The sequence below is a fragment of the Micromonospora sp. BRA006-A genome (genome assembly GCF_033433935.1).
In the GTDB taxonomy this organism is placed as follows: domain Bacteria; phylum Actinomycetota; class Actinomycetes; order Mycobacteriales; family Micromonosporaceae; genus Micromonospora; species Micromonospora aurantiaca.
In genome coordinates, this window is the sequence record NZ_JANCLW010000001.1 from 3,082,949 (window position 1) to 3,102,093 (window position 19,145).

The 19,145-nt window shown below is 73.0% G+C and carries 14 protein-coding genes; 8 read left to right on the plus strand and 6 right to left on the minus strand.

Translation table 11 applies throughout. The annotated features are described in order from the left end of the window. Nucleotides 1-4 precede the first annotated feature (4 nt). From NMK34_RS13785 to NMK34_RS13795, 3 genes are all read left to right on the plus strand, one after another. Nucleotides 5-1,369: a glycoside hydrolase family 43 protein gene (locus NMK34_RS13785; RefSeq protein ID WP_318333715.1), complete on the plus strand. Its 1,365-nt coding sequence runs from the start codon at nt 5-7 to the stop codon at nt 1,367-1,369. A 40-nt stretch (nt 1,370-1,409) separates the two neighbouring features. Further along, nucleotides 1,410-2,717 carry a cellulose binding domain-containing protein gene (locus NMK34_RS13790; RefSeq protein ID WP_318333716.1) on the plus strand — a complete coding sequence of 436 codons (1,308 nt, stop codon included), beginning with the start codon at nt 1,410-1,412 and terminating at the stop codon, nt 2,715-2,717. Nucleotides 2,718-2,806: 89 nt separating this feature from the next. Beyond that, nucleotides 2,807-5,617 carry a glycosyl hydrolase family 95 catalytic domain-containing protein gene (locus NMK34_RS13795; protein ID WP_318333717.1) on the plus strand — a complete coding sequence of 937 codons (2,811 nt, stop codon included), beginning with the start codon at nt 2,807-2,809 and terminating at the stop codon, nt 5,615-5,617. A gap of 52 nt (nt 5,618-5,669) precedes the next feature. Here the strand turns inward: NMK34_RS13795 and NMK34_RS13800 are convergent, their stop codons facing one another. Beyond that, entirely contained in the window at nt 5,670-6,383 is a 714-nt protein-coding gene (locus tag NMK34_RS13800; RefSeq protein ID WP_318333718.1) for a hypothetical protein, read from the minus strand. Nucleotides 6,384-6,456: 73 nt separating this feature from the next. On the opposite strand from NMK34_RS13800, the gene NMK34_RS13805 reads away from it, so the two are divergent. Further along, nucleotides 6,457-7,284, plus strand: a complete 828-nt coding sequence (locus NMK34_RS13805) for a PIG-L family deacetylase (protein WP_318333719.1) — start codon at nt 6,457-6,459, stop codon at nt 7,282-7,284. Nucleotides 7,285-7,318: 34 nt separating this feature from the next. On the opposite strand, the gene NMK34_RS13810 is transcribed toward NMK34_RS13805, so the two are convergent. Then, nucleotides 7,319-8,458: a glutamate--cysteine ligase gene (locus NMK34_RS13810; RefSeq protein ID WP_318333720.1), complete on the minus strand. Its 1,140-nt coding sequence runs from the start codon at nt 8,456-8,458 to the stop codon at nt 7,319-7,321. A gap of 147 nt (nt 8,459-8,605) precedes the next feature. On the opposite strand from NMK34_RS13810, the gene NMK34_RS13815 reads away from it, so the two are divergent. Further along, nucleotides 8,606-9,577 carry a hypothetical protein gene (locus NMK34_RS13815; RefSeq protein WP_318333721.1) on the plus strand — a complete coding sequence of 324 codons (972 nt, stop codon included), beginning with the start codon at nt 8,606-8,608 and terminating at the stop codon, nt 9,575-9,577. A 119-nt stretch (nt 9,578-9,696) separates the two neighbouring features. Here NMK34_RS13815 and glnA read toward each other — a convergent pair whose 3' ends face one another. Next, nucleotides 9,697-11,121, minus strand: coding sequence for a type I glutamate--ammonia ligase (gene glnA, locus NMK34_RS13820; RefSeq protein ID WP_318333722.1), 1,425 nt, complete (start codon nt 11,119-11,121; stop codon nt 9,697-9,699). A 173-nt stretch (nt 11,122-11,294) separates the two neighbouring features. Between glnA and NMK34_RS13825 the strand changes: the two genes are divergently transcribed. Then, nucleotides 11,295-11,705 (plus strand): RDD family protein, encoded by a 411-nt coding sequence (locus NMK34_RS13825; RefSeq protein WP_396882393.1) that lies wholly within the window; start codon nt 11,295-11,297, stop codon nt 11,703-11,705. 61 nt (nt 11,706-11,766) lie between these two features. On the opposite strand, the gene NMK34_RS13830 is transcribed toward NMK34_RS13825, so the two are convergent. Then, nucleotides 11,767-12,456, minus strand: a complete 690-nt coding sequence (locus tag NMK34_RS13830) for a DUF4191 domain-containing protein (RefSeq protein ID WP_013287747.1) — start codon at nt 12,454-12,456, stop codon at nt 11,767-11,769. 214 nt (nt 12,457-12,670) lie between these two features. On the opposite strand from NMK34_RS13830, the gene NMK34_RS13835 reads away from it, so the two are divergent. Beyond that, complete coding sequence (locus NMK34_RS13835) at nt 12,671-12,841, plus strand: hypothetical protein (RefSeq protein WP_013287746.1); 171 nt, start codon at nt 12,671-12,673, stop codon at nt 12,839-12,841. 158 nt (nt 12,842-12,999) lie between these two features. Continuing rightward, complete coding sequence (locus NMK34_RS13840; RefSeq protein ID WP_318333723.1) at nt 13,000-15,924, plus strand: ATP-binding protein; 2,925 nt, start codon at nt 13,000-13,002, stop codon at nt 15,922-15,924. Nucleotides 15,925-15,970: 46 nt separating this feature from the next. Here NMK34_RS13840 and NMK34_RS13845 read toward each other — a convergent pair whose 3' ends face one another. Continuing rightward, entirely contained in the window at nt 15,971-17,728 is a 1,758-nt protein-coding gene (locus NMK34_RS13845; protein WP_318333724.1) for a DUF423 domain-containing protein, read from the minus strand. A gap of 60 nt (nt 17,729-17,788) precedes the next feature. Then, nucleotides 17,789-18,778 (minus strand): lipoyl synthase, encoded by a 990-nt coding sequence (gene lipA, locus NMK34_RS13850; RefSeq protein ID WP_013287743.1) that lies wholly within the window; start codon nt 18,776-18,778, stop codon nt 17,789-17,791. Nucleotides 18,779-19,145 lie beyond the last annotated feature (367 nt).

The following is a 19,145-nucleotide window of genomic DNA, read 5'->3' on the forward strand; positions in this document are numbered from 1 at the left end:
CGTCATGACCAGAAGACTCCTGCGACACGGTGTCGCGCTGATCGCGAGCATGCTCTGCGCGGTCGCGCTGACGCCGGCCGTCGCCCACGCGGACAACCCCATCGTCCAGACCATCTACACGGCCGACCCGGCGGCGCTGGTGCACGACGGCCGGGTCTACCTCTACACCGGACACGACGAGGACGGCTCGACCTACTTCACCATGAAGGAGTGGCGGGTCTACTCGTCGGCCGACATGGTCAACTGGACCGACCACGGCTCGCCGATGAACCTGGCCACCTTCAGCTGGGCCGGCGCCGACGCGTGGGCCGGCCAGACCGTCTACCGCAACGGCCGCTTCTACTGGTACGTCCCGGTCAAGAACCGTGCCACCGGCCGGATGGCGATCGGCGTCGGCGTCTCCGACAGCCCGACCGGCCCGTTCCGGGACGCCATCGGCCGTCCGCTGGTGGAGAACGGTGAGATCGACCCGCACGCCTTCGTCGACGACACCGGGCAGGCGTACCTGTACTGGGGGAACCCGAACCTCTGGTACGTGCGGCTCAACGCCGACATGGTGTCGTTCTCCGGCAGCCCGACCCAGATCCCGCTGACCACCGCCGGTTTCGGCGCCCGCAGCGGGAACACCAGCCGGCCCACGCTGTACGAGGAAGGGCCCTGGGTCTACAAGCGCAACGGCACCTACTACAACGTCTTCGCGGCCGAGTGCTGCTCGGAGTTCATCGGCTACTCCACCGCCCCCGGCCCGACCGGTCCGTGGACCTACCGCGGCACGATCATGCCCCGCCAGGGCGGCAGCTTCACCAACCACGCCGCGATCATCGACTTCAACGGCGGCTCGTACTTCTTCTACCACAACGGCGCGCTGCCCGGCGGTGGCGGCTTCACCCGGTCGGTGGCGGTGGAGAAGTTCAGCTACCGCTCCGACGGCACCATCCCGACGATCAACATGACCAGCGCGGGCGCCCCGCAGGTCGGCACGCTCAACCCGTACGTGCGCCAGGAGGCGGAGACGATCGCCTGGTCCGCCGGAGTCGAGACGGAACCGTCCAGCGAGGGCGGGATGAACGTCGGCTGGATCGAGAACGGCGACTACATCAAGGTCAAGGGCGTCGCGTTCGGCGGCGGCGCCGGCTCGTTCACCGCCCGGGTGGCCTCCGCGACGGCCGGCGGCCGGATCGAGGTGCGGCTGGGCAGCCCCACCGGCGCCGTGGCCGGCACCTGCGCCGTCGGCGGCACCGGCGGCTGGCAGACGTGGAGCAGCGTCACCTGCCCGGTCAGCGGCGCCACCGGAACCCACGACGTGTTCCTGCGCTTCGCCGGCGGCAGCGGCTACCTGCTCAACGTCAACTGGTGGCAGTTCCGCTAGACCGGCCCACCCCACCACCATCCCCCGGAGGAGAACCCTGATGTCGAAGCGCAGAACGAGAGTCGGATCGGTCGCCGCGGCGATCCTGCTGGCCCTGGGCATGGGCGCCGCCATGGTCGGCGGCGCGCTGGGCGGCAGTGCCCGGGCCGCGGACATGGGCGCGGCGGCCGCGACGGCCGGCTGCGGGAAGGCCCCGACGCTGGCCAGCGGAACGCACACCATCACCAGCAGCGGCAAGAACCGCACGTTCATCCTGCGGGTGCCCGACGGCTACGACGTCAACCGCCAGTACCGGCTGGTCGTCGGCTTCCACTGGCGCGGCGGCACCGCTACCGACGTCGCCACCGGCCAGACCGTCCAGCGCGACGTGTGGTCGTACTACGGGTTGCAGCGGCTGGCGAACAACAGCACCATCTTCGTCGCGCCGCAGGGGATCAACAACGGCTGGGCCAACGCCGGCGGCGAGGACATCACCTTCGTCGACGACATCCTGCGCCGTGTCGACGCCGGCCTGTGCGTGGATACCAGCCAGCGCTTCGCGCTCGGGTTCAGCTACGGCGGCGCCATGAGCTACGCGGTCGCCTGCGCCCGGCCCACCGTCTTCCGGGCGGTGGCCGTCTACGCCGGCGGCCAGCTCAGCGGATGCAGCGGCGGCACCCAGCCGATCGCGTACTTCGCCGCGCACGGCATCCGCGACGGCGTCCTCGGGATCGCCGGCGGGCGGACGATGCGCGACCGGTTCGTCCGCAACAACGGCTGCGCCACGCAGAACCCGCCCGAGCCGAGCCAGGGCAGCCTGAGCCACCGCACCACCACGTACACGGGCTGCCGGGCGGGGTACCCCGTGGTGTGGGCGGCGTTCGACGAGGGACACATCGCCGCCCCGCAGGACGGCGCGCCGGGTGACAGCGGCTCGCGTACCTGGCTGCCGGGGGAGACATGGCAGTTCTTCACCCAGTTCCAGAGCACGACGCCGCCGCCCACCACACCCGCGCCGACCACCCCCGGCCCGACCACCCCGCCGCCGTCCGGCGTCGGCTGCAAGGTCACCGCGACGGTGAACGCCTGGAACACCGGCCTGACCGAAGACCTCACCGTCACCAACACCGGCAGCAGCGCGATCAACGGCTGGTCGCTGGTCTTCACCCTGCCGGGCGGGCAGACCATCACCTCCGGCTGGAACGCCACCTACTCGCCCGGCTCCGGTCAGGTGACCGCCCGCAACGTCTCCTACAACTCCACCATCGCGCCCGGCGCCTCGGTCAGCCTCGGCTTCCAGGCGAGCCACACCGGCAACACGGCCGCACCGGCGGCGTTCACCCTCAACGGCGTCGCCTGCGCGAGGTAACCCACCCCACCCGGTCGCGGGCGGGCCGACGCCGACCCGCCCGCGCACCGGCCGCACCACCACCCGACCCGCCCTGCGAGGAGAAGAGCATGTCCGACGTGACCCGAAGGAACATCCTCAAGGCCGGCGCGGCCGGGGCCGGTGCCGCGCTGGTGCCGGCTGCCTGGAGCGCCGCCGCACGCGCCGGGTCGGCGGCGCCACCACAGGTGCTGGCCGCGAACGACCTGGCACTCTGGTACGACGAACCGGCCGGCACCGACTGGCTGCGCGCCCTGCCGATCGGCAACGGGCGGCTCGGCGCGATGGTGTTCGGCAACGTCGACACCGAACGGCTCCAGCTCAACGAGGACACCGTCTGGGCCGGCGGCCCGTACGACTCGGCGAACACCAGGGGCGCGGCCAACCTGGCCGAGATCCGGCGTCGTGTCTTCGCCGACCAGTGGACCTCGGCCCAGGATCTGATCAACCAGACCATGATGGGCAGCCCTGGTGGTCAGCTCGCCTACCAGACCGTCGGCGACCTCCGGCTCGCCTTCGGTTCGGCGAGCGGGGCGACGCAGTACAACCGGACGCTCGACCTCACCACCGCCACCGTCACCACCACGTACGTGCTGAACGGCGTACGGCACCAGCGGGAGGTGTTCGCCAGCGCACCCGACCAGGTGATCGTGCTCCGGCTGACCGCCGACCGGGCGAACGCGATCACGTTCTCCGCCGCGTTCGACAGCCCGCAGCGGACCACTGTGTCCAGCCCGGACGGCGCGACCGTCGCCCTCGACGGCATCTCCGGCTCGATGGAGGGGGTGACCGGCTCGGTGCGGTTCCTCGCGCTGGCCCACGCCGCCGTCACCGGCGGCACGGTCAGCAGCTCCGGCGGCACGCTGCGGGTATCAGGCGCCACCAGCGTGACGGTCCTGGTCTCGATCGGGTCCAGCTACGTCGACTACCGCACCGTCAACGGCGACTACCAGGGCATCGCCCGCAACCGGCTGAACGCCGCCAAGAGCGTGGCCGTCGACCAGCTCCGTACCCGCCACCGCGCCGACTACCAGGCGCTGTTCGACCGGGTCACGATCGACCTGGGCCGTACCGCCGCCGCCGACCAGCCCACCGACGTACGGATCGCGCAGCACGCGAGCACCAACGACCCGCAGTTCGCCGCGCTGCTGTTCCAGTTCGGGCGGTACCTGCTGATCTCCTCGTCGCGGCCGGGCACCCAGCCGGCGAACCTCCAGGGCATCTGGAACGACTCGCTGACACCGTCCTGGGACTCGAAGTACACGATCAACGCGAACCTGCCGATGAACTACTGGCCGGCCGACACCACGAATCTGTCCGAGTGTCTCCTGCCGCTCTTCGACATGGTCAGGGATCTCACCGTGACCGGCGCGCGGGTCGCCCAGGCGCAGTACGGCGCCGGCGGCTGGGTCACCCACCACAACACCGACGCCTGGCGGGGCGCGTCGGTGGTGGACGGCGCGTTCTGGGGCATGTGGCAGACCGGCGGGGCGTGGCTGAGCACGCTCATCTGGGACCACTACCTGTTCACCGGCGACAGCGGCTTCCTCCAGGCCAACTACCCGGCGCTCAAGGGCGCCGCCCAGTTCTTCCTCGACACCCTGGTCGCCCACCCGACGCTCGGCTACCTGGTGACGAACCCGTCGAACTCGCCGGAGCTGGCGCACCACGCCAACGCCAGCGTCTGCGCCGGCCCGACGATGGACAACCAGATCCTGCGCGACCTGTTCGACGCGGCGGCCCGGGCCAGCGACGTGCTCGGCGTCGACACCACCTTCCGGTCCCAGGTGCGCACGGCCAAGGACCGGCTGCCGCCGAGCCGCGTCGGCTCCCGGGGCAACGTGCAGGAGTGGCTCGCCGACTGGGTGGAGACCGAGCGCACCCACAGGCACGTCTCCCACCTGTACGGGCTGCATCCCAGCAACCAGATCACCAGGCGCGGCACCCCGGCGCTGTACGAGGCCGCCCGCAGGACGCTGGAGCTGCGCGGCGACGACGGGACCGGCTGGTCCCTCGCCTGGAAGATCAATTTCTGGGCCCGGCTGGAGGACGGCGCCCGCGCCCACAAGCTGCTGCGCGACCTGGTGCGCACCGACCGGCTCGCGCCGAACATGTTCGACCTGCACCCGCCGTTCCAGATCGACGGCAACTTCGGCGCCACCTCCGGAATCGCCGAGATGCTGCTGCACAGCCACACCGGCGAGCTGCACCTGCTGCCCGCGCTTCCCAGCGCCTGGCCCGCCGGGCAGGTCGCGGGCCTGCGCGGCCGGGGCGGCTACACGGTGGCGCTGACCTGGAGCAACGGCCAGGCCGACGTGATCACCGTCCGCGCCGACCGCGACGGCACGCTGCGACTGCGGTCCCGGCTGTTCACCGGGAGCTTCACAGTCACCGACGTCACCGACGGCAGCACACCCGCCACCACCCGGCCGGAGTCCGACGTCGTCGCGCTCACCGTCCGCGCCGGGCACACCTACCGCGCGGCCCGGCCCGGCGTGACGCCGTCGCCGACCCCGACCGTCACACCCACGTCGGGTACGACGCCGAGCCCGGCGCCCACCACCAGTTCCCCGGCGCCGTCCGGCGCGCGTGCCACGTACGCGATCACCGGCTCCTGGTCGGGCGGCTTCCAGGCCGAGGTCACGGTGACCGCCGGCGCCACCGCGATTCGCGGCTGGACGGTGTCCTGGACGTTCCCCAACGGTCAGGTGATCACCCAGATCTGGAGCGGCACGCACACCCAGAACGGCGCGAACGTGACGGTGCGCAACGTCGACTACAACGGCTCGCTGCCGGCCGGCGGCTCCACCACGTTCGGCTTCATCGGCTCGTCGGGCGGCACCAACAACCCGCCGGCGAACCTCACCTGCACGACCACCTGAGCACCGGCGCACCCCGCTGCGGCCACCCGGCCGGGGCGGGGCGCGCCGCCGGTCAGGCCAGCAGCGTCTCGCGCAGCCGCGCACCCAGGTTCAGCTCGCCGACCACCCGGGGACCGGCCGGGTCGTACACGGCGATGCGGTGGTTGCGGCGCATCATCTCCCGCACGGCCGGCGGCAGCCGGGGCGGGTCGTCCATCGTCGCGAGCACCCGCGCGCCGGTGCCCATCAGCCGCTCCACAAGCGTCGCGCTGTCGGTGTCCACACGCACCCGGCCGAACTCCCAGCCGGCGGTGGTCAGGTCGAGCACCTCGAACAGGCGTGTCACGAACGGCTGCGGGTCGGTCACCCGGTCCAGCCGGTCGGCCCGCCCGCCGACCACCGCCACGGCGGCGCTGACCTGCGCGTACGGGTGCAACCCGCTGGGTAGAGCGCCGAGCGGCCAGCGCAGCGCGGGCCCGGCCTCCTTCCACAGGGGCCGGTAGTTGCGGCGGTGCACCAGCAGCCGCCGCCCGGTACGCCGGAACACCTCCTGCGCCTGGCTCAGCAGGTCGGCGTGCGCCTGGTCGGCGGCCTCGCAGACGATCCCGGCGGCCACCACGAGACCGTCGTCATCGGACAGCAGCCGGGTGATCGCGTCGGCCTGCTCCGGGAACCGGAGGCGGGCGTGCGCCCCGTAGGACCGCCGCACGTCCCGCAGCAGCTCCTGCTGACGTGCGGGGTCCAGTTCGACCCGTCCGCCACCGAGCAACCGCTGGAGCCAACCCATCGCGCCTCGCTTCCGTCGCCGTCTGCGGACCGGGCAATGCTAGTTCGTCGGCCGATGCTCGTATGGTGACGGGGTGACCGATCGATCCCTGACCCTGATGGCGGTGCACGCGCACCCCGACGACGAGGCGACGAGCACCGGCGGCGTCCTTGCGCGCTACGCGGCCGAGGGCGTCACCACAGTGCTCGTGACGTGCACCGACGGGGGGTGCGGCGACGGTCCCGGCGGGATCAAGCCGGGCGACCCCGGGCACGACCCGAAGGCCGTGGTCGAGATGCGCCGCGCCGAGCTGGCCGCGAGCTGTGAGGCGCTGAAGGTCACCCACCTGGAGACGCTCGACTACGGCGACTCCGGGATGATGGGCTGGGCGACGAACGACGCGCCCGGCGCGTTCTGGAACACGCCGGTAGCCGAGGCGGCCGACCGGCTGGTCGAGCTGATCCGGCGCTACCGCCCCGACGTGGTGGTCACCTACGACGAGAACGGCTTCTACGGCCACCCGGACCACATCCAGGCCCACCGCATCACGATGGCCGCCGTCGAGCAGACCGGCATCCCGGCCAAGGTCTACTGGACCACCGTGCCGCGCAGCGCGTTCCAGCAGTTCGGCACGATCATGCGGGAGATCGGGGTGGAGTTCCCCGAGCCGGAGGCGACCGACGAGATGCCGGCGCTGGGCCTGCCCGACGACGAGATCACCACCTGGGTCGACACCAGCGGCTACGGCGGGCAGAAGTTCGCCTCGCTCGCCGCGCACGCCAGCCAGGCGGAGAACATCTTCTTCCTGCGCCTGGGGCAGGAGCGGTTCACCGAGCTGATGGGCATGGAGACGTTCGTGCGGGTGCGCGACACCACCGGCGCCGCCACCCCCGAGGACGACCTGTTCGCCGGGTTGCGCTGACCGGTCGCCGGTCCGGCCCGGGGAGGTCATCGACTCACGTCGAGACGGTCTGCGCGGCCAGGTGCTCGAGCACGGCGCGGACGTCCCCGCCGGTCCCGGCCATGATCCGTCGTTGCCGGGTGGCGCCGGTGCCGTCCCGGCGCACCCGGTCCAGCTCGCGCCGGACCAGGTCCAGGTCGCCGTGGCGGGTCAGCGCGGGCGTGACGGTGCCGACCAGGTCGTCGACGAGGTTCCAGGCGGGCCGGGGCCGTCCGGTGCGCAGGTCGACGAGCATGCCGTCGACGCCGTCGTGGGCTGCTCGCCAGTGCGCGGCGGCGACCAGGCAGTCCCGGATGCGGGGTGCGGGTACGCCAGCGCGGACGTCGTCGATCAGGGTGGCCACGAGCGCCCGGACCAGTCCGGCGACCAGCACGGTGTCGTCCACGGTGGGGCACACGTCGCCGACCCGGACCTCCACCGTCGGGTACGACGCGGACGGGCGGGCGTACCAGTAGACCATCGCGGCGTCGAGCATGATCCCGGCGGTGATCAGGTCCGCCACGGTGGCGTCGTAGTCGGCGGCGGAGTCGAAGTGCGGCGTCGGTCCGATGCTCGGCCACCGTTCCAGCTGCATCGAGCGCCAGCTCGCGTGGCCGGTGTCCCGCCCGTCGTGCAGCGGCGAGTTCGCGGTGAGCGCCTGCACCACCGGCAGCCACTGACGCAGGTGGTTGCAGACCTGCACGGCCAGTTCCCGGTCCGGCACGCCGACGTGGACGTGGCAGCCGCAGACCGCCGGGTCGTGGGCCACCGGGCCGAACCGGCGGGACATGTCGTGGTAGCGCTGCTCGTCGGGCACCGTGCGGTGGGCCTCGCAGACCGGGGTGGCGCCGACGGCGACCAGCCGCGCCCCGGCCGCGTCGGCCGCCCGCGCGGCCGCCCGGCGCAGCGTGACCAGGTGCTCCCGCAGCTCTCCGAGATCGGGGCTCACCGGCGTCACCATCTCGACCATGCTGTGCCGGAACTCCTGCCGGCTCTGCTCGCGTGCGGTGCCGGAGAGCGCGCCGCGTACCCGGTCGGCGACCGGCATGCTCTCGCCGGTGGCCGGATCCAGCAGCAGGAACTCCTCTTCCACCCCGAGGGTCAGGACGGTGGGGATCTGCGGGGTGGTGGCGGTGGTGGTGGGCCGCGGCCTCACCGACGGCTCCACCGGCACGGAACGGTCGGCGGGTCGACGTGAGGCGGAGTCATGTCCCGACGGTACGAGGGCGAGGGCCGGCCCGAGGCCGTTTCCGCCGACCACCGCCCCCGCGGGTGGCGGCACGCAGAGCGGCAGAATGACGGGGTGACCTCACCTGGTGTCTCATACGGCGACCTCGACCTGTTTGCCGACGCTGGACGCTGGCACGACCTGCTGAGATTCGCTGCCTCAGTCGAGGCGGGGCCGGTCGACGAGCGGCGGGAGACGGCCCACGTGGTGGCGTTGGAGGCGCCGGCCGGGATCGCCGCCGCCGCAGCCGAACTGTTTCCCGACGACGACGAGGGCTCCCCGGGGCCCCTGTGGGAGGTGGTAGCCCAAAACCACACGTGGCGAGAACTGACCCCACATCTGGCCGACCCACGCACGCGGCATCTGACAGCCCACACTCGCGTGCTGCACGGCGAGGATCTCCGGGCGGACGCCGACCTCGATCCACAGCTGCTCGATGCCCCGCTGTGCCTTCTGCCGTGGGAAGCCGCCAACTGGTACAGCACCTTGGACATCCCCGAGTACGACCGGTCCGGCAGCTCGGGATGCACCATCTGGGCCTGTCCGAGCCGGTTGGCCGACCCGAAGCCGCTACCCGTGACCACCGTACGGCCGGCACCGCACGCCGCGGTGGCACTCCTCGACGGCCTGTCACCGGCTACGCAGGCGTACGCGTTCCACGGCACCGCATGGGAGGCGGCCTCGATGGTGGCCACCGACCAGGCCAGGATGCCCAGGGGCCGGCGGTGGCAGGGCCTGCGGGGCCGCGAGGGATCACAGGTTCGCTTCGCCGATGTCTACCCCAGCCTGGTGCACCTGGCCACCGGTGAAGGGCCTTACGCGCGCCGGACCGGACAGGCGCTCGGACGGACAGCTCTCTGGAAGGCACTCGCCGCCATGGCTGACGTGACCCCTTCCGCAGGTCCGGACAGCGTCAGCGCGCTTGTCGAACGCCTGCACTGCGTCGCGTGGCAGGAGCCGGACGACGAGATCTGGTACCTGCACCTGGCGATGGAAGACCCGGCACAGGGCATCGCCTGGATCCTCACCGGCAACGACTTCGACTGACCGGACAACGACCGTCAGCGCATCGGAGCGGCGGCCATGCCGGCTGTGAGCCGAGCATGACCGCCGTCCGTGAGGTCGTGCAGTGCTTCTGTTGATCCAGGTCAGCGCCGTGATCGGGCTCAGCAGTCGAAGTAGAGCGCGAACTCGTGCGGAGTGGGCCGCAGCCGGACCGGGTCGACCTCGTTGGCGTTCTTCCAGTCGATCCAGGTGGAGATCAGGTCGTCGGTGAAGACGCCGCCGTCGAGCAGGTAGTCGTGGTCGGTCTCCAGCGCCGCCAGCGCCTCGGGCAGCGAGCCGGGAACCTGCTTGACGTCGCCCCACTCCTCCGGCGGCAGGTCGTACAGGTCCTTGTCGATCGGCGCCGGCGGCTCGATCTTGTTCTTGATGCCGTCGAGACCGGCCATGAGCATGGCGGAGAACGCCAGGTACGGGTTGCTCGACGGGTCCGGCACCCGGAACTCGACGCGCTTGGCCTTCGGGTTGCTGCCGGTCACCGGGATGCGGGTGCAGGCGGAGCGGTTGCGCTGCGAGTAGACTAGGTTCACCGGCGCCTCGAAGCCCGGCACCAGACGACGGTACGAGTTGATGGTCGGGTTGGTGAAGGCGAGCAGCGAGGGCGCGTGGTGGAGCAGGCCACCGATGTACCAGCGGGCGGTGTCGGACAGCCCGGCGTAGCCGGTCTCGTCGTAGAACAGCGGCTCGCCGCCGCGCCAGAGGCTCTGGTGGGTGTGCATGCCGGAACCGTTGTCACCGAACAGCGGCTTCGGCATGAACGTCGCGGTCTTGCCGTGCGCCCACGCCTCGTTCTTGATCAGGTACTTGAACAGCTGAAGCTCGTCGGCCGAGTGCAGCAGCGTCGAGAACCTGTAGTTGATCTCGGACTGCCCACCGGTGCCCACCTCGTGGTGCGACCGCTCCACGGTGAAACCGGCGTCCACCATCCGGCGGACCATGCTGTCGCGCAGGTCGGCGTAGTGGTCCACCGGGGGCACGGGGAAGTAGCCGCCCTTGTAGGCGGTCTTGTAGCCGCGGTTGCCGCCCTCCTCGATCCGGCCGCTGTTCCAGGCGCCCTCGATCGAGTCGATGTAGTAGAACGACTGGTGCGCCGAGGTCTCGTGGCGGATCGAGTCGAAGATGTAGAACTCCGCCTCCGCGCCGAAGTACGCGGTGTCGGCGATCCCGCTCGCGGCGAGGTACGCCTCGGCCTTCTTCGCGACGTTGCGCGGGTCGCGGGAGTATGCCTCGCGGGTGAACGGGTCGTGGATGAAGAAGTTGAGCGCGAGCGTCTTCTGGGCCCGGAACGGGTCGATGAAGGCGGTGGCGACGTCCGGCAGCAGGAGCATGTCGGACTCGTGGATGGCCTGGAAGCCGCGGATCGAGGATCCGTCGAAGGCGAGGCCGTCGGTGAAGACGCTGTCGTCGAACGACTCGACCGGCAGGTTGAAGTGCTGCATCACGCCGGGCAGGTCACAGAAACGTACGTCGACGAACTTCACGTCCTCGTTGGCGAGGTATCGCAGGAGTTCCTCGGAATTGGCGAACACACGTCCTCCTGGCAGGTCCACTCCGTTAGCTGGCTACTGGCGACGCTATGGCCGGGGGGTTGCCCGGCCGTGTCTCGTCTGTTTCCGCCGTGTTACGTCGCTTGCGGAGCGTCATCCCGGCACCCTCTGAGCCGAATGTCGTATTTTTCGTCAGGGGTCGCGGCGGCGCTACCCTGGCCGCTGTGACCGATACCGCCGCCACACCAGTGCCGCCCGCCACCGACCCCGCGTTCACCCCGCCCAGCCTCGGTCGCCGCTTCGGCGCCCTGATCATCGACTGGGTGCTGTGCCTGATGGTCGCCCGGGCCTTCTCCGACCCGGTCCGCGACGGCTGGCCGCCGGTCCTGGTGCTGATCCTGGAGTACGGCTTCTTCATCGGCCTGTTCGCCCAGACCCCCGGCATGTTCCTCACCCGGCTGCGCTGCGTGTCCTGGGCCGACGGCGGCCGGATCGGGCTGCTCCGCGGACTGCTGCGCGGCTTCCTGCTGGCCCTCGTGGTGCCGGCGCTGCTGATGGACGAGCACCGGCGCGGCCTGCACGACCGGCTCGCCGGGTCGGTCGTCACCGACGCCCCGCGCCGCTGACCCGCACGACGAAGGAGCCGGCCCCGCGCGGGACCGGCTCCTTTCTCGCGTACGCCGGACGTCAGCGACCCCGGGTCTGCCGGAACGCGCCACGCGCCGGCCGCATGTTCTTCGGGATCGCGCCCTTGGGCATCTGCGGCCGCGCGGTGAGCGCCTTGAGCCGCTTGTCGAGCGCGTTGACGTCCTTCGGGGACAGGGCACGCGGCAGCCGCATCAGCGTCATCCGCAGCTTGCGGACCGGCAGCTCACCCTCGCCCTGCCCGATCACGTAGTCGTGCAGCGGAGCGGTGCCGATCACCTTCGCCAGGCGGCGCTTCTCCTGGCCGAGCAGGCCGCGCACGCGCTGCGGGTTGCCCTCGGCCAGCAGGATCACGCCCTGCCGGCCCACCACCAGGTGCACCATGTCCATCTGGGTGGTGGAGCTGACCGCCGGGGTGACCCGCCAGTCGCCGCGCATGCTCTCCATGATCTGCGCCGCCGCGCCCGGCTGCCCCTCGGCGGCGTTCATCATCGCCTTGTTCGAGCGCAGGTTGAGCACGATCAGCACGGCCAGCAGGGCGAGCAGGATGCCGATCGGCAACCAGATCCAGCCCCAGGCGATCACCGCGACCACGGTGAGCGCGAGCGGGATCAGCACCGCCGCCGCGGTCAGCGGCGCGAACCACTTGTCCTGCTTGGCGGTGAACCGGAACACCATCCCGATCTGCTTCAGCCGCTGGCCGAACGAGACCTTCTCCTGGGGCTTTGCCATACCGCAGAGTCTAGTGGTCGGCGCGCACCCCGTTGATCCGTGGCCGCCCCCTGCGCCGAGGGCTGAGTACCTTACCGCCGCGCCGTCCCGAATCGGCCCGCCGGTAAGGAGGCCGGACGGGGAGAAGATCAGGCGGCGTACCCATGCCCCGGGGGCACCTTCGCGCGGAGAGTCGATCTCGACAGGGACACACCGCACGACAGGGAGATCCGAGATGTTCGGCAACGACGCAGACCTCATCCTCAGCATCCACCGCAGCCACGCCGCCGAGCTGCAGGCCGACGCGGCCCAGGACCGGCTCGCCCGGTCGCTGCCACGCCGGCACCCGCGCGGCTGGCTCAGCCGCCGCCAGCACAACGCCCGCCCCGCCGACGCCCGCCGGTGACCGCACCGGCGGCCGTCGCCGGGTTCGTGGGCGCGGCCGATGTCGTGGGGCGTGGAGAGACCGCCGGTCCGGCCGCCACGGGGGTGGCCGGACCGGCGGCTTCGCGCGGGCCGATCGGCCCGGTCGGGGCGTCGGAGGGCCGTGGCATGCTCGACGGCGTGACCGTACGCGCCGCCAGCACCGTCCTCGTCGGCCGCCGGCCCGAGCTGGCCGCGCTCGGCGACGCGCTGGCCCGGTCCCGGACCGGCGAGCCCGCGACGGTGCTCGTCGGCGGCGAGGCGGGCGTCGGCAAGACCCGGCTGCTGGAGGAGTTCGGCACGCAGGTGGACGCCGCCGGCGCACGCCTGCTCGTCGGCCAGTGCCTGGAGCTGGGCGAGGCCGGCCTGCCGTTCGCCCCGTTCGCCGCCGCGCTGCGCGACGTGCTGCGCCACGACGGGCCGGCCGCCTTCGCCGGCTACGAGGCGGAGTTCGCCCGGCTGCTGCCCGAGCTGGCCCGGATGCCCGCCGGCGTCGCCGCGCCCGCCGGGCCGGCCCTCGCCGACACCCCGCGCGGCTACCTGTTCGACCTGGTCGCCGACCTGTTCCGGCGGATCGCCGAGGAACGCCCGCTGGTGCTGGTGATCGAGGACCTGCACTGGGCCGACCGGTCCACCCGGGATCTGATCGGCTTCCTGGTACGGGCCGCCCGCGCCACCCGTCTGCTGGTCGTCTGCACGTACCGCACCGACGAACTGCACCGCGGGCACCCGCTGCGGCCGTTCCTCGCCGAGCTGGACCGCGTCCGCGGCGTGGACCGGATCGAGCTGGGCCGCCTCGACCGCGACGGCACCGCCGCCGTACTGGCCGACCTGCTCGGCATCGACCAGATCGCCCGGACCGTCGACGAGGTGCACGAACGCACCCAGGGCAACCCGTTCTTCATCGAGGAACTGGCCGCCGCCGGTGGCCCGGTCGGCTGCGCGGCCATCCCGGAGACGCTGCGCGACCTGCTGCTGGCCCGCGTCGACCGGCTGCCCGAGCCGGCCCAGCGGGTGCTGCGGATCGCCGCCGCCGGCGGCACCCGCTTCGCCCACCAGCTCCTCGCCGAGGTGGCCGGCCTGCCCGAGGCCGAACTGGAGGACGCGCTGCGCGCCGCCGTCGCCGGGCAGCTCGTGGTGGCCGACCCGGACGGCGACTACGAGTTCCGGCACGCGCTGGTCCGCGAGGCCGTGCACGACGACCTGCTGCCCGGCGAGCACGCGCGGCTGCACGCCCGCTACGCCGCCGCGATCGAGGCCCAGCCGCACCTGGTCGCCGCCGGTCGCGCGCCGGCCGAGATCGCCCACCACTGGTACGCGGCCCACGACCACCCGCGCGCGCTCACCGCCGCCCGGGTCGCCGCCGAGGCGGCGGCCGAACGGTACGCGTACGCCGAGCAGAGCCGGCTGCTGGAGCGCGTCCTCGAACTCTGGGAGCAGGTGCCCGACGCCGCCGACCGGCTCGGCATGGACCACCTGCGGGTGCTGGAGGACACGCTCACCGCGGCGGTGACCGCCGGAGACCTCAGCCGGGCGCTCACGCTCACCCGGGCCGCGCTGGCCGAGGTCGACTCCGACGCCGAACCGCTGCGCGCCGCGCGCCTGCTCGACCACCGGGGCCGGCTGTTCGCGCTGCTCGGCAAGAGCGACGGCGCGACCGAGCTGCGCGAGGCGTACCGGCTGGCGGCGGGCGCGCCGCACGGCCCGGAACGGCTCGGTGTGCTCGCCGACATCGCGTCGCACCTGATGAAGGTCGACCCTCGGGAGGCCGCCTCGGTCGCCACCGAGGCCGCGGCCGGCGCGTCCGAGGTCGGCACCGACCTGGTGCTGCTACCGACCCGGATCGCCCTGCTGCACCGCATCGACGGCACGCCGGAGCTGGGGCTGGCCGAGCTGCGCCGGGTGGAGGCGCGAGCCCGGGCGGCAGACGACTCGTGGGCCCTGGTCAGCGCCCTGGTCTTCCTCTCCGACGTGCTCTACGAGCTGGGCCACTACGACGAGTCCGAACAGGCGGCCGCGGCCGGGGTGAGCGAGGCGCGCCGGGTCGGCATCAGCCGCTCGATCGGGGCGTACCTGCTGTCGAACCGGGCCGAGGCACTGATCGCGCTGGGCCGCTGGGGCGAGGCGGACGCCACCTGCGCCGAGGCGGCCCGGATCGACCCGCCCGGCGTGTCCGGGCTGCACTGGCTGCAACTGCGCGCCGGGCTCCACCTCGCCCGCGCCCATCCGGGCGCGGACGAGGTCGTCGGGCGGGCGCTGGCGTTCCTCGGCCGCCCGTACCTCTGGCCGAACCACCGGCTGCCGCTGCACGAGCTGCGCGTGGAGGCGGCGCTCGCCGCCGGCGACAAGCCCGAGGCGGTACGCGCGGCGCGCGCCGCACTGGCCGACGCGCACCTGGCCGACCTGCCCCGCGAGGGCTGGCCGGTGCTGAACGCGCTGGCGCGTACCGCCGCGCTGACCGGGGACGCGACGCTCGCCGCCGACGTGTCGGCGGTGGCCGCCGCGCTGCCGGCCCGGTACCCGGCCGAGCACGCCCACGCCGCCCACGTCACCGCGATCCTCGGCGGCACGGCGCCCACCGGTCCCGCCGACGCGCTCGCCGCGTGGCGGGCGGCCGTGGCGGCATGGCGGGCGGCCGGGCAGCCGTACCCGCTGGGCCGGGCGCTGCTGGGGCTGGCCGAGGCGGCCGCGGCGGCGGGCGAGCGCGACGAGGTGGCCGCCGCGGTACGGGAGACGGCCGAGCTGGCCGCCCGGCTGGGCGCCACTCCGCTGGGCGAGCAGGCGGCGACGCTCGCCCGCCGGGTCGGACTGCGTGGCACCGGGCGACCCGGGCCGGACCTGCTGACCAGCCGGGAGCAGGAGGTGCTGCGGCTGGTCGCCGAGGGGCACAGCAACAGCCGGATCGCCGAGCGCCTGTTCATCTCGCCGAAGACGGCGAGCGTGCACGTGTCCCGGATCATCGCCAAGCTCGACGTGACCAACCGGGTCGAGGCCGCCGCGCTGGCGCACCGCCTCGGCCTGCTCGACCGGCCGTCACCCGCTCCGGCCCAGCGCCGCGTCCGGTAGCGCGCCGGTCCGCGCCGCGCCGGCCGGTAACCGCGCCGGGTCCGGGTCAGCGGCGCGGCAGGTAGATCCGCCAGCCGGCCACCGTGACGACGTCGAGCGCGCCCGATTCGGCGCCGACGCGTTCGTCCAGCCGCGCGGCCAGCGGCGAGCCGGCCGGCGCCACCCACGCCGCGTCCGGATCGGCGGCCACCTCCCGCCGGTACCCGGGCAGCCGGTCGAAACCGGGGGTCAGGTCGTCGTCGACCACGGCGCAGACCACGTTCTCGCCCGTCGCGTAGGTGAGCCGGTTGCACGTCCAGTAGCCGCCGCGGACGTTCCGCACGTCGAGCGCGCCGAGCGTGTCCACGAGAGACCGGTGCCGGTCGGCCTCGGCGTGCACGGCCGGCGCCGCCCGGACCACGTCCACAGTGGCCGCCACTCCGGTGCCGAGCACCCCCGCGAGCACCGCCAGTGCCCCGACCCCCGCCATCCGGGCCCTCCTCCCGGCCGCCCGCCCGCCGGTCGCCTTGATCGACTCCACTTCGGGGAGATGGCGGTATCCGCCCTCCTCCGATACCGCCACCTCGGCGAACTGGCGTTCGGCGGGCCGGTCTGATGCCGCCACCTCGGGGAGCTGGCGCTGACCCGTCAGGCGGCGGGCGGCCAGCGGGCGGGCGGCCTGCCACAGTGGCCAGAACAGGGCCGGTACGGCGACCGCCAGGCACGACAGGTAGCGGCTGCTCTCGATCGGCGTCTGCCCGGCCGCGTTGCTCACCGCGTACGCGGCGAGGACACCCGCAGCGCCGCCGAGCAGCGCGAGCCGCACCCCAGCCGACACCCGCTCTGCCGAGCGCGGACCGCCGGGGGCGCGGCGAAGCGTGTGCCACGCGGTGAGCGCGGCGAGCACCAGCAGCACCGGGAACGCTACCGCCCACCAGAGCTGCCAGGTGGCACACCGGCCGGGGGAGCAGAAGCCCATCGCCAGCGGCGGCCCGAGCACCAGCCCGCCGTGCAGCCGGTCCGCCCAGTCGGCTGGTGCGCCCGTGCCACCCGCGGCCAGCACCGCGGCCACCGGGTTGCGGCCGTGCCGAAGGCTGTCCACGAGCATCGGCGCCGCGCCCAGCAGCAACGCGCCGGTCAGCACCACCCCGGCCCGGCCGGCCAGTTCCCGCCACCGGCGGGCCACGAGCAGCGCGCCGAGCATCAGCACGTACGGCAGGATCAGCGGGTCCACCCAGAGCAGCACCCCGGAGACCAGCCCCCAGGCCGCCCAGCGGGGCAGCCGCGCACCCGGCCCGGTCACGCAGAGCCCGACCGTGAGCAGGGCCAGCGCGGCACCGGCCGGGTTCAGCTCCGGATAGCCGCCGCCGGCGATGAGCTGGTTCTTCACCACCCGGTCCGCGCCGAGCGCCAGCACGGCGACCACCAGCAGGGCGTACCAGCGGTCGCCGCCGAGACGCCGGGTGAGCCGCCAGGACAGCAGCAGGAACAACGCGTACAGCGCCAGCGTGGGCACCCGCAGCACGAGCACCGACGGTCCGGCCAGCGCGACCAGCGGCGCGGCCAGGTACGCCTCCAGCGTGCCCATGTACGCCTGGCCGTAGAACCACACCGGGAAGCCGTCACCGCGGGCGATGTGCAGGGCAGCCAGCCCCATCGTCGCCTCGTCGCTGTTGGTGGGCGGTACGTCGGCGAACAGCAGCGCCAGCCGGTAGCCGACACCGGCGAACCCGACGAGCAGGGCGAGCAGCGTCGGCAACGGCAACCGCCGGGGCGTACGAGGGCGCGCGGCTTCGCGTGGCTCCTCGCGTACCCCGGCGGTCATGCCTGTGATCATGGCATCCGGCCGGCGGCCGGTGGCGGGTGACGCGGTGGCCGGCCGGCCTCAGCCGGCGACGGTGACCTCCCGGCGGGCGTCGAGCGCCTGCTGGTAGAGACGGCCCGCGCGGTACGACGAGCGGACCAGCGGGCCGCTCATCACGCCCGCGAAGCCGATCTCCTCGGCCTCCTCGCGCAGCTCGACGAACTCCTCCGGCTTGACCCAGCGGGTCACCGGGTGGTGCCGGGGGGAGGGGCGCAGGTACTGCGTGATGGTGATCAGCTCGCAGCCCGCCTCGTGCAGGTCACGCAGCGCCTGGGACACCTCGGCGCGCTCCTCGCCCATGCCGAGGATCAGGTTGCTCTTGGTGACCAGGCCGTCGGCCCGCGCCTGGCGGATCACGTCCAGCGAACGCTCGTAGCGGAACGCCGGGCGGATCCGCTTGAAGATGCGCGGCACCGTCTCCACGTTGTGCGCCAGCACCTCGGGCCGCGAGCCGAAGACCTCGGCGAGCTGCTCGGGGACGGCGTTGAAGTCGGGGATCAGCAGCTCGACACCGCAGCCGGACTGCAGCGCGTGGATCTGCCGGACCGTCTCGGCGTACAGCCAGGCCCCGCCGTCGGGCAGGTCGTCGCGGGCGACACCGGTGATGGTCGCGTAGCGCAGGCCCATCGCGGCGACCGACTCGGCGACGCGCCGCGGCTCGTCGGCGTCGAACTCGGCCGGCTTGCCGGTGTCGATCTGGCAGAAGTCGCAGCGCCGGGTGCACTGGTCACCACCGATGAGGAAGGTGGCCTCCCGGTCCTCCCAGCACTCGTAGATGTTGGGGCAGCCGGCCTCCTGGCACACGGTGTGCAGCCCTTCGCGCGAGACGAGCCCGCGCAACTGGGTGTACTCCGGGCCCATCTTGGCCTTGACCTTGATCCACGGCGGCTTGCGCTCGATCGGCGTCTCGGCGTTGCGCGCCTCGATCCGCAGCATCCGCCGCCCCTCCGGGGCGACAGTCGCGGTGCGCGCTGGCTGCTCAGTCGTCGGCGCGGATTGCTCGATCGTCACAAAACCGAGCGTACGCCGGTCGGTGCCGGTCGATGAACGAGGGCGACGGCCGTCACGCCGGAATGGCTGTGACACCGGACACCAGTGGCGAAAAAACCCGGTCACAGCGCGGTGCGTGCGGTGCTAGCGTGCCGGGCAGAGCTGTGACGGAGCCGAGTAACGGGCCGATCCGCCAGTCGAGAGAGCCGCCGGTTGCTGCGAGGTGGTCTGGCGCCGGTCCGCGAAGACCCTCCCGAGCTGCGGGAAGAACGGCGTTTCGCGCCCAGTAGAGCCCGCCCGGCCGGCCCCGGTGAAAAGGCGACGAACGAGGCTCCCGCCCAGGCGGGGGCGAAGGTGTGGTGGCACCGCGAGGTTCCCGCTCGCCCAC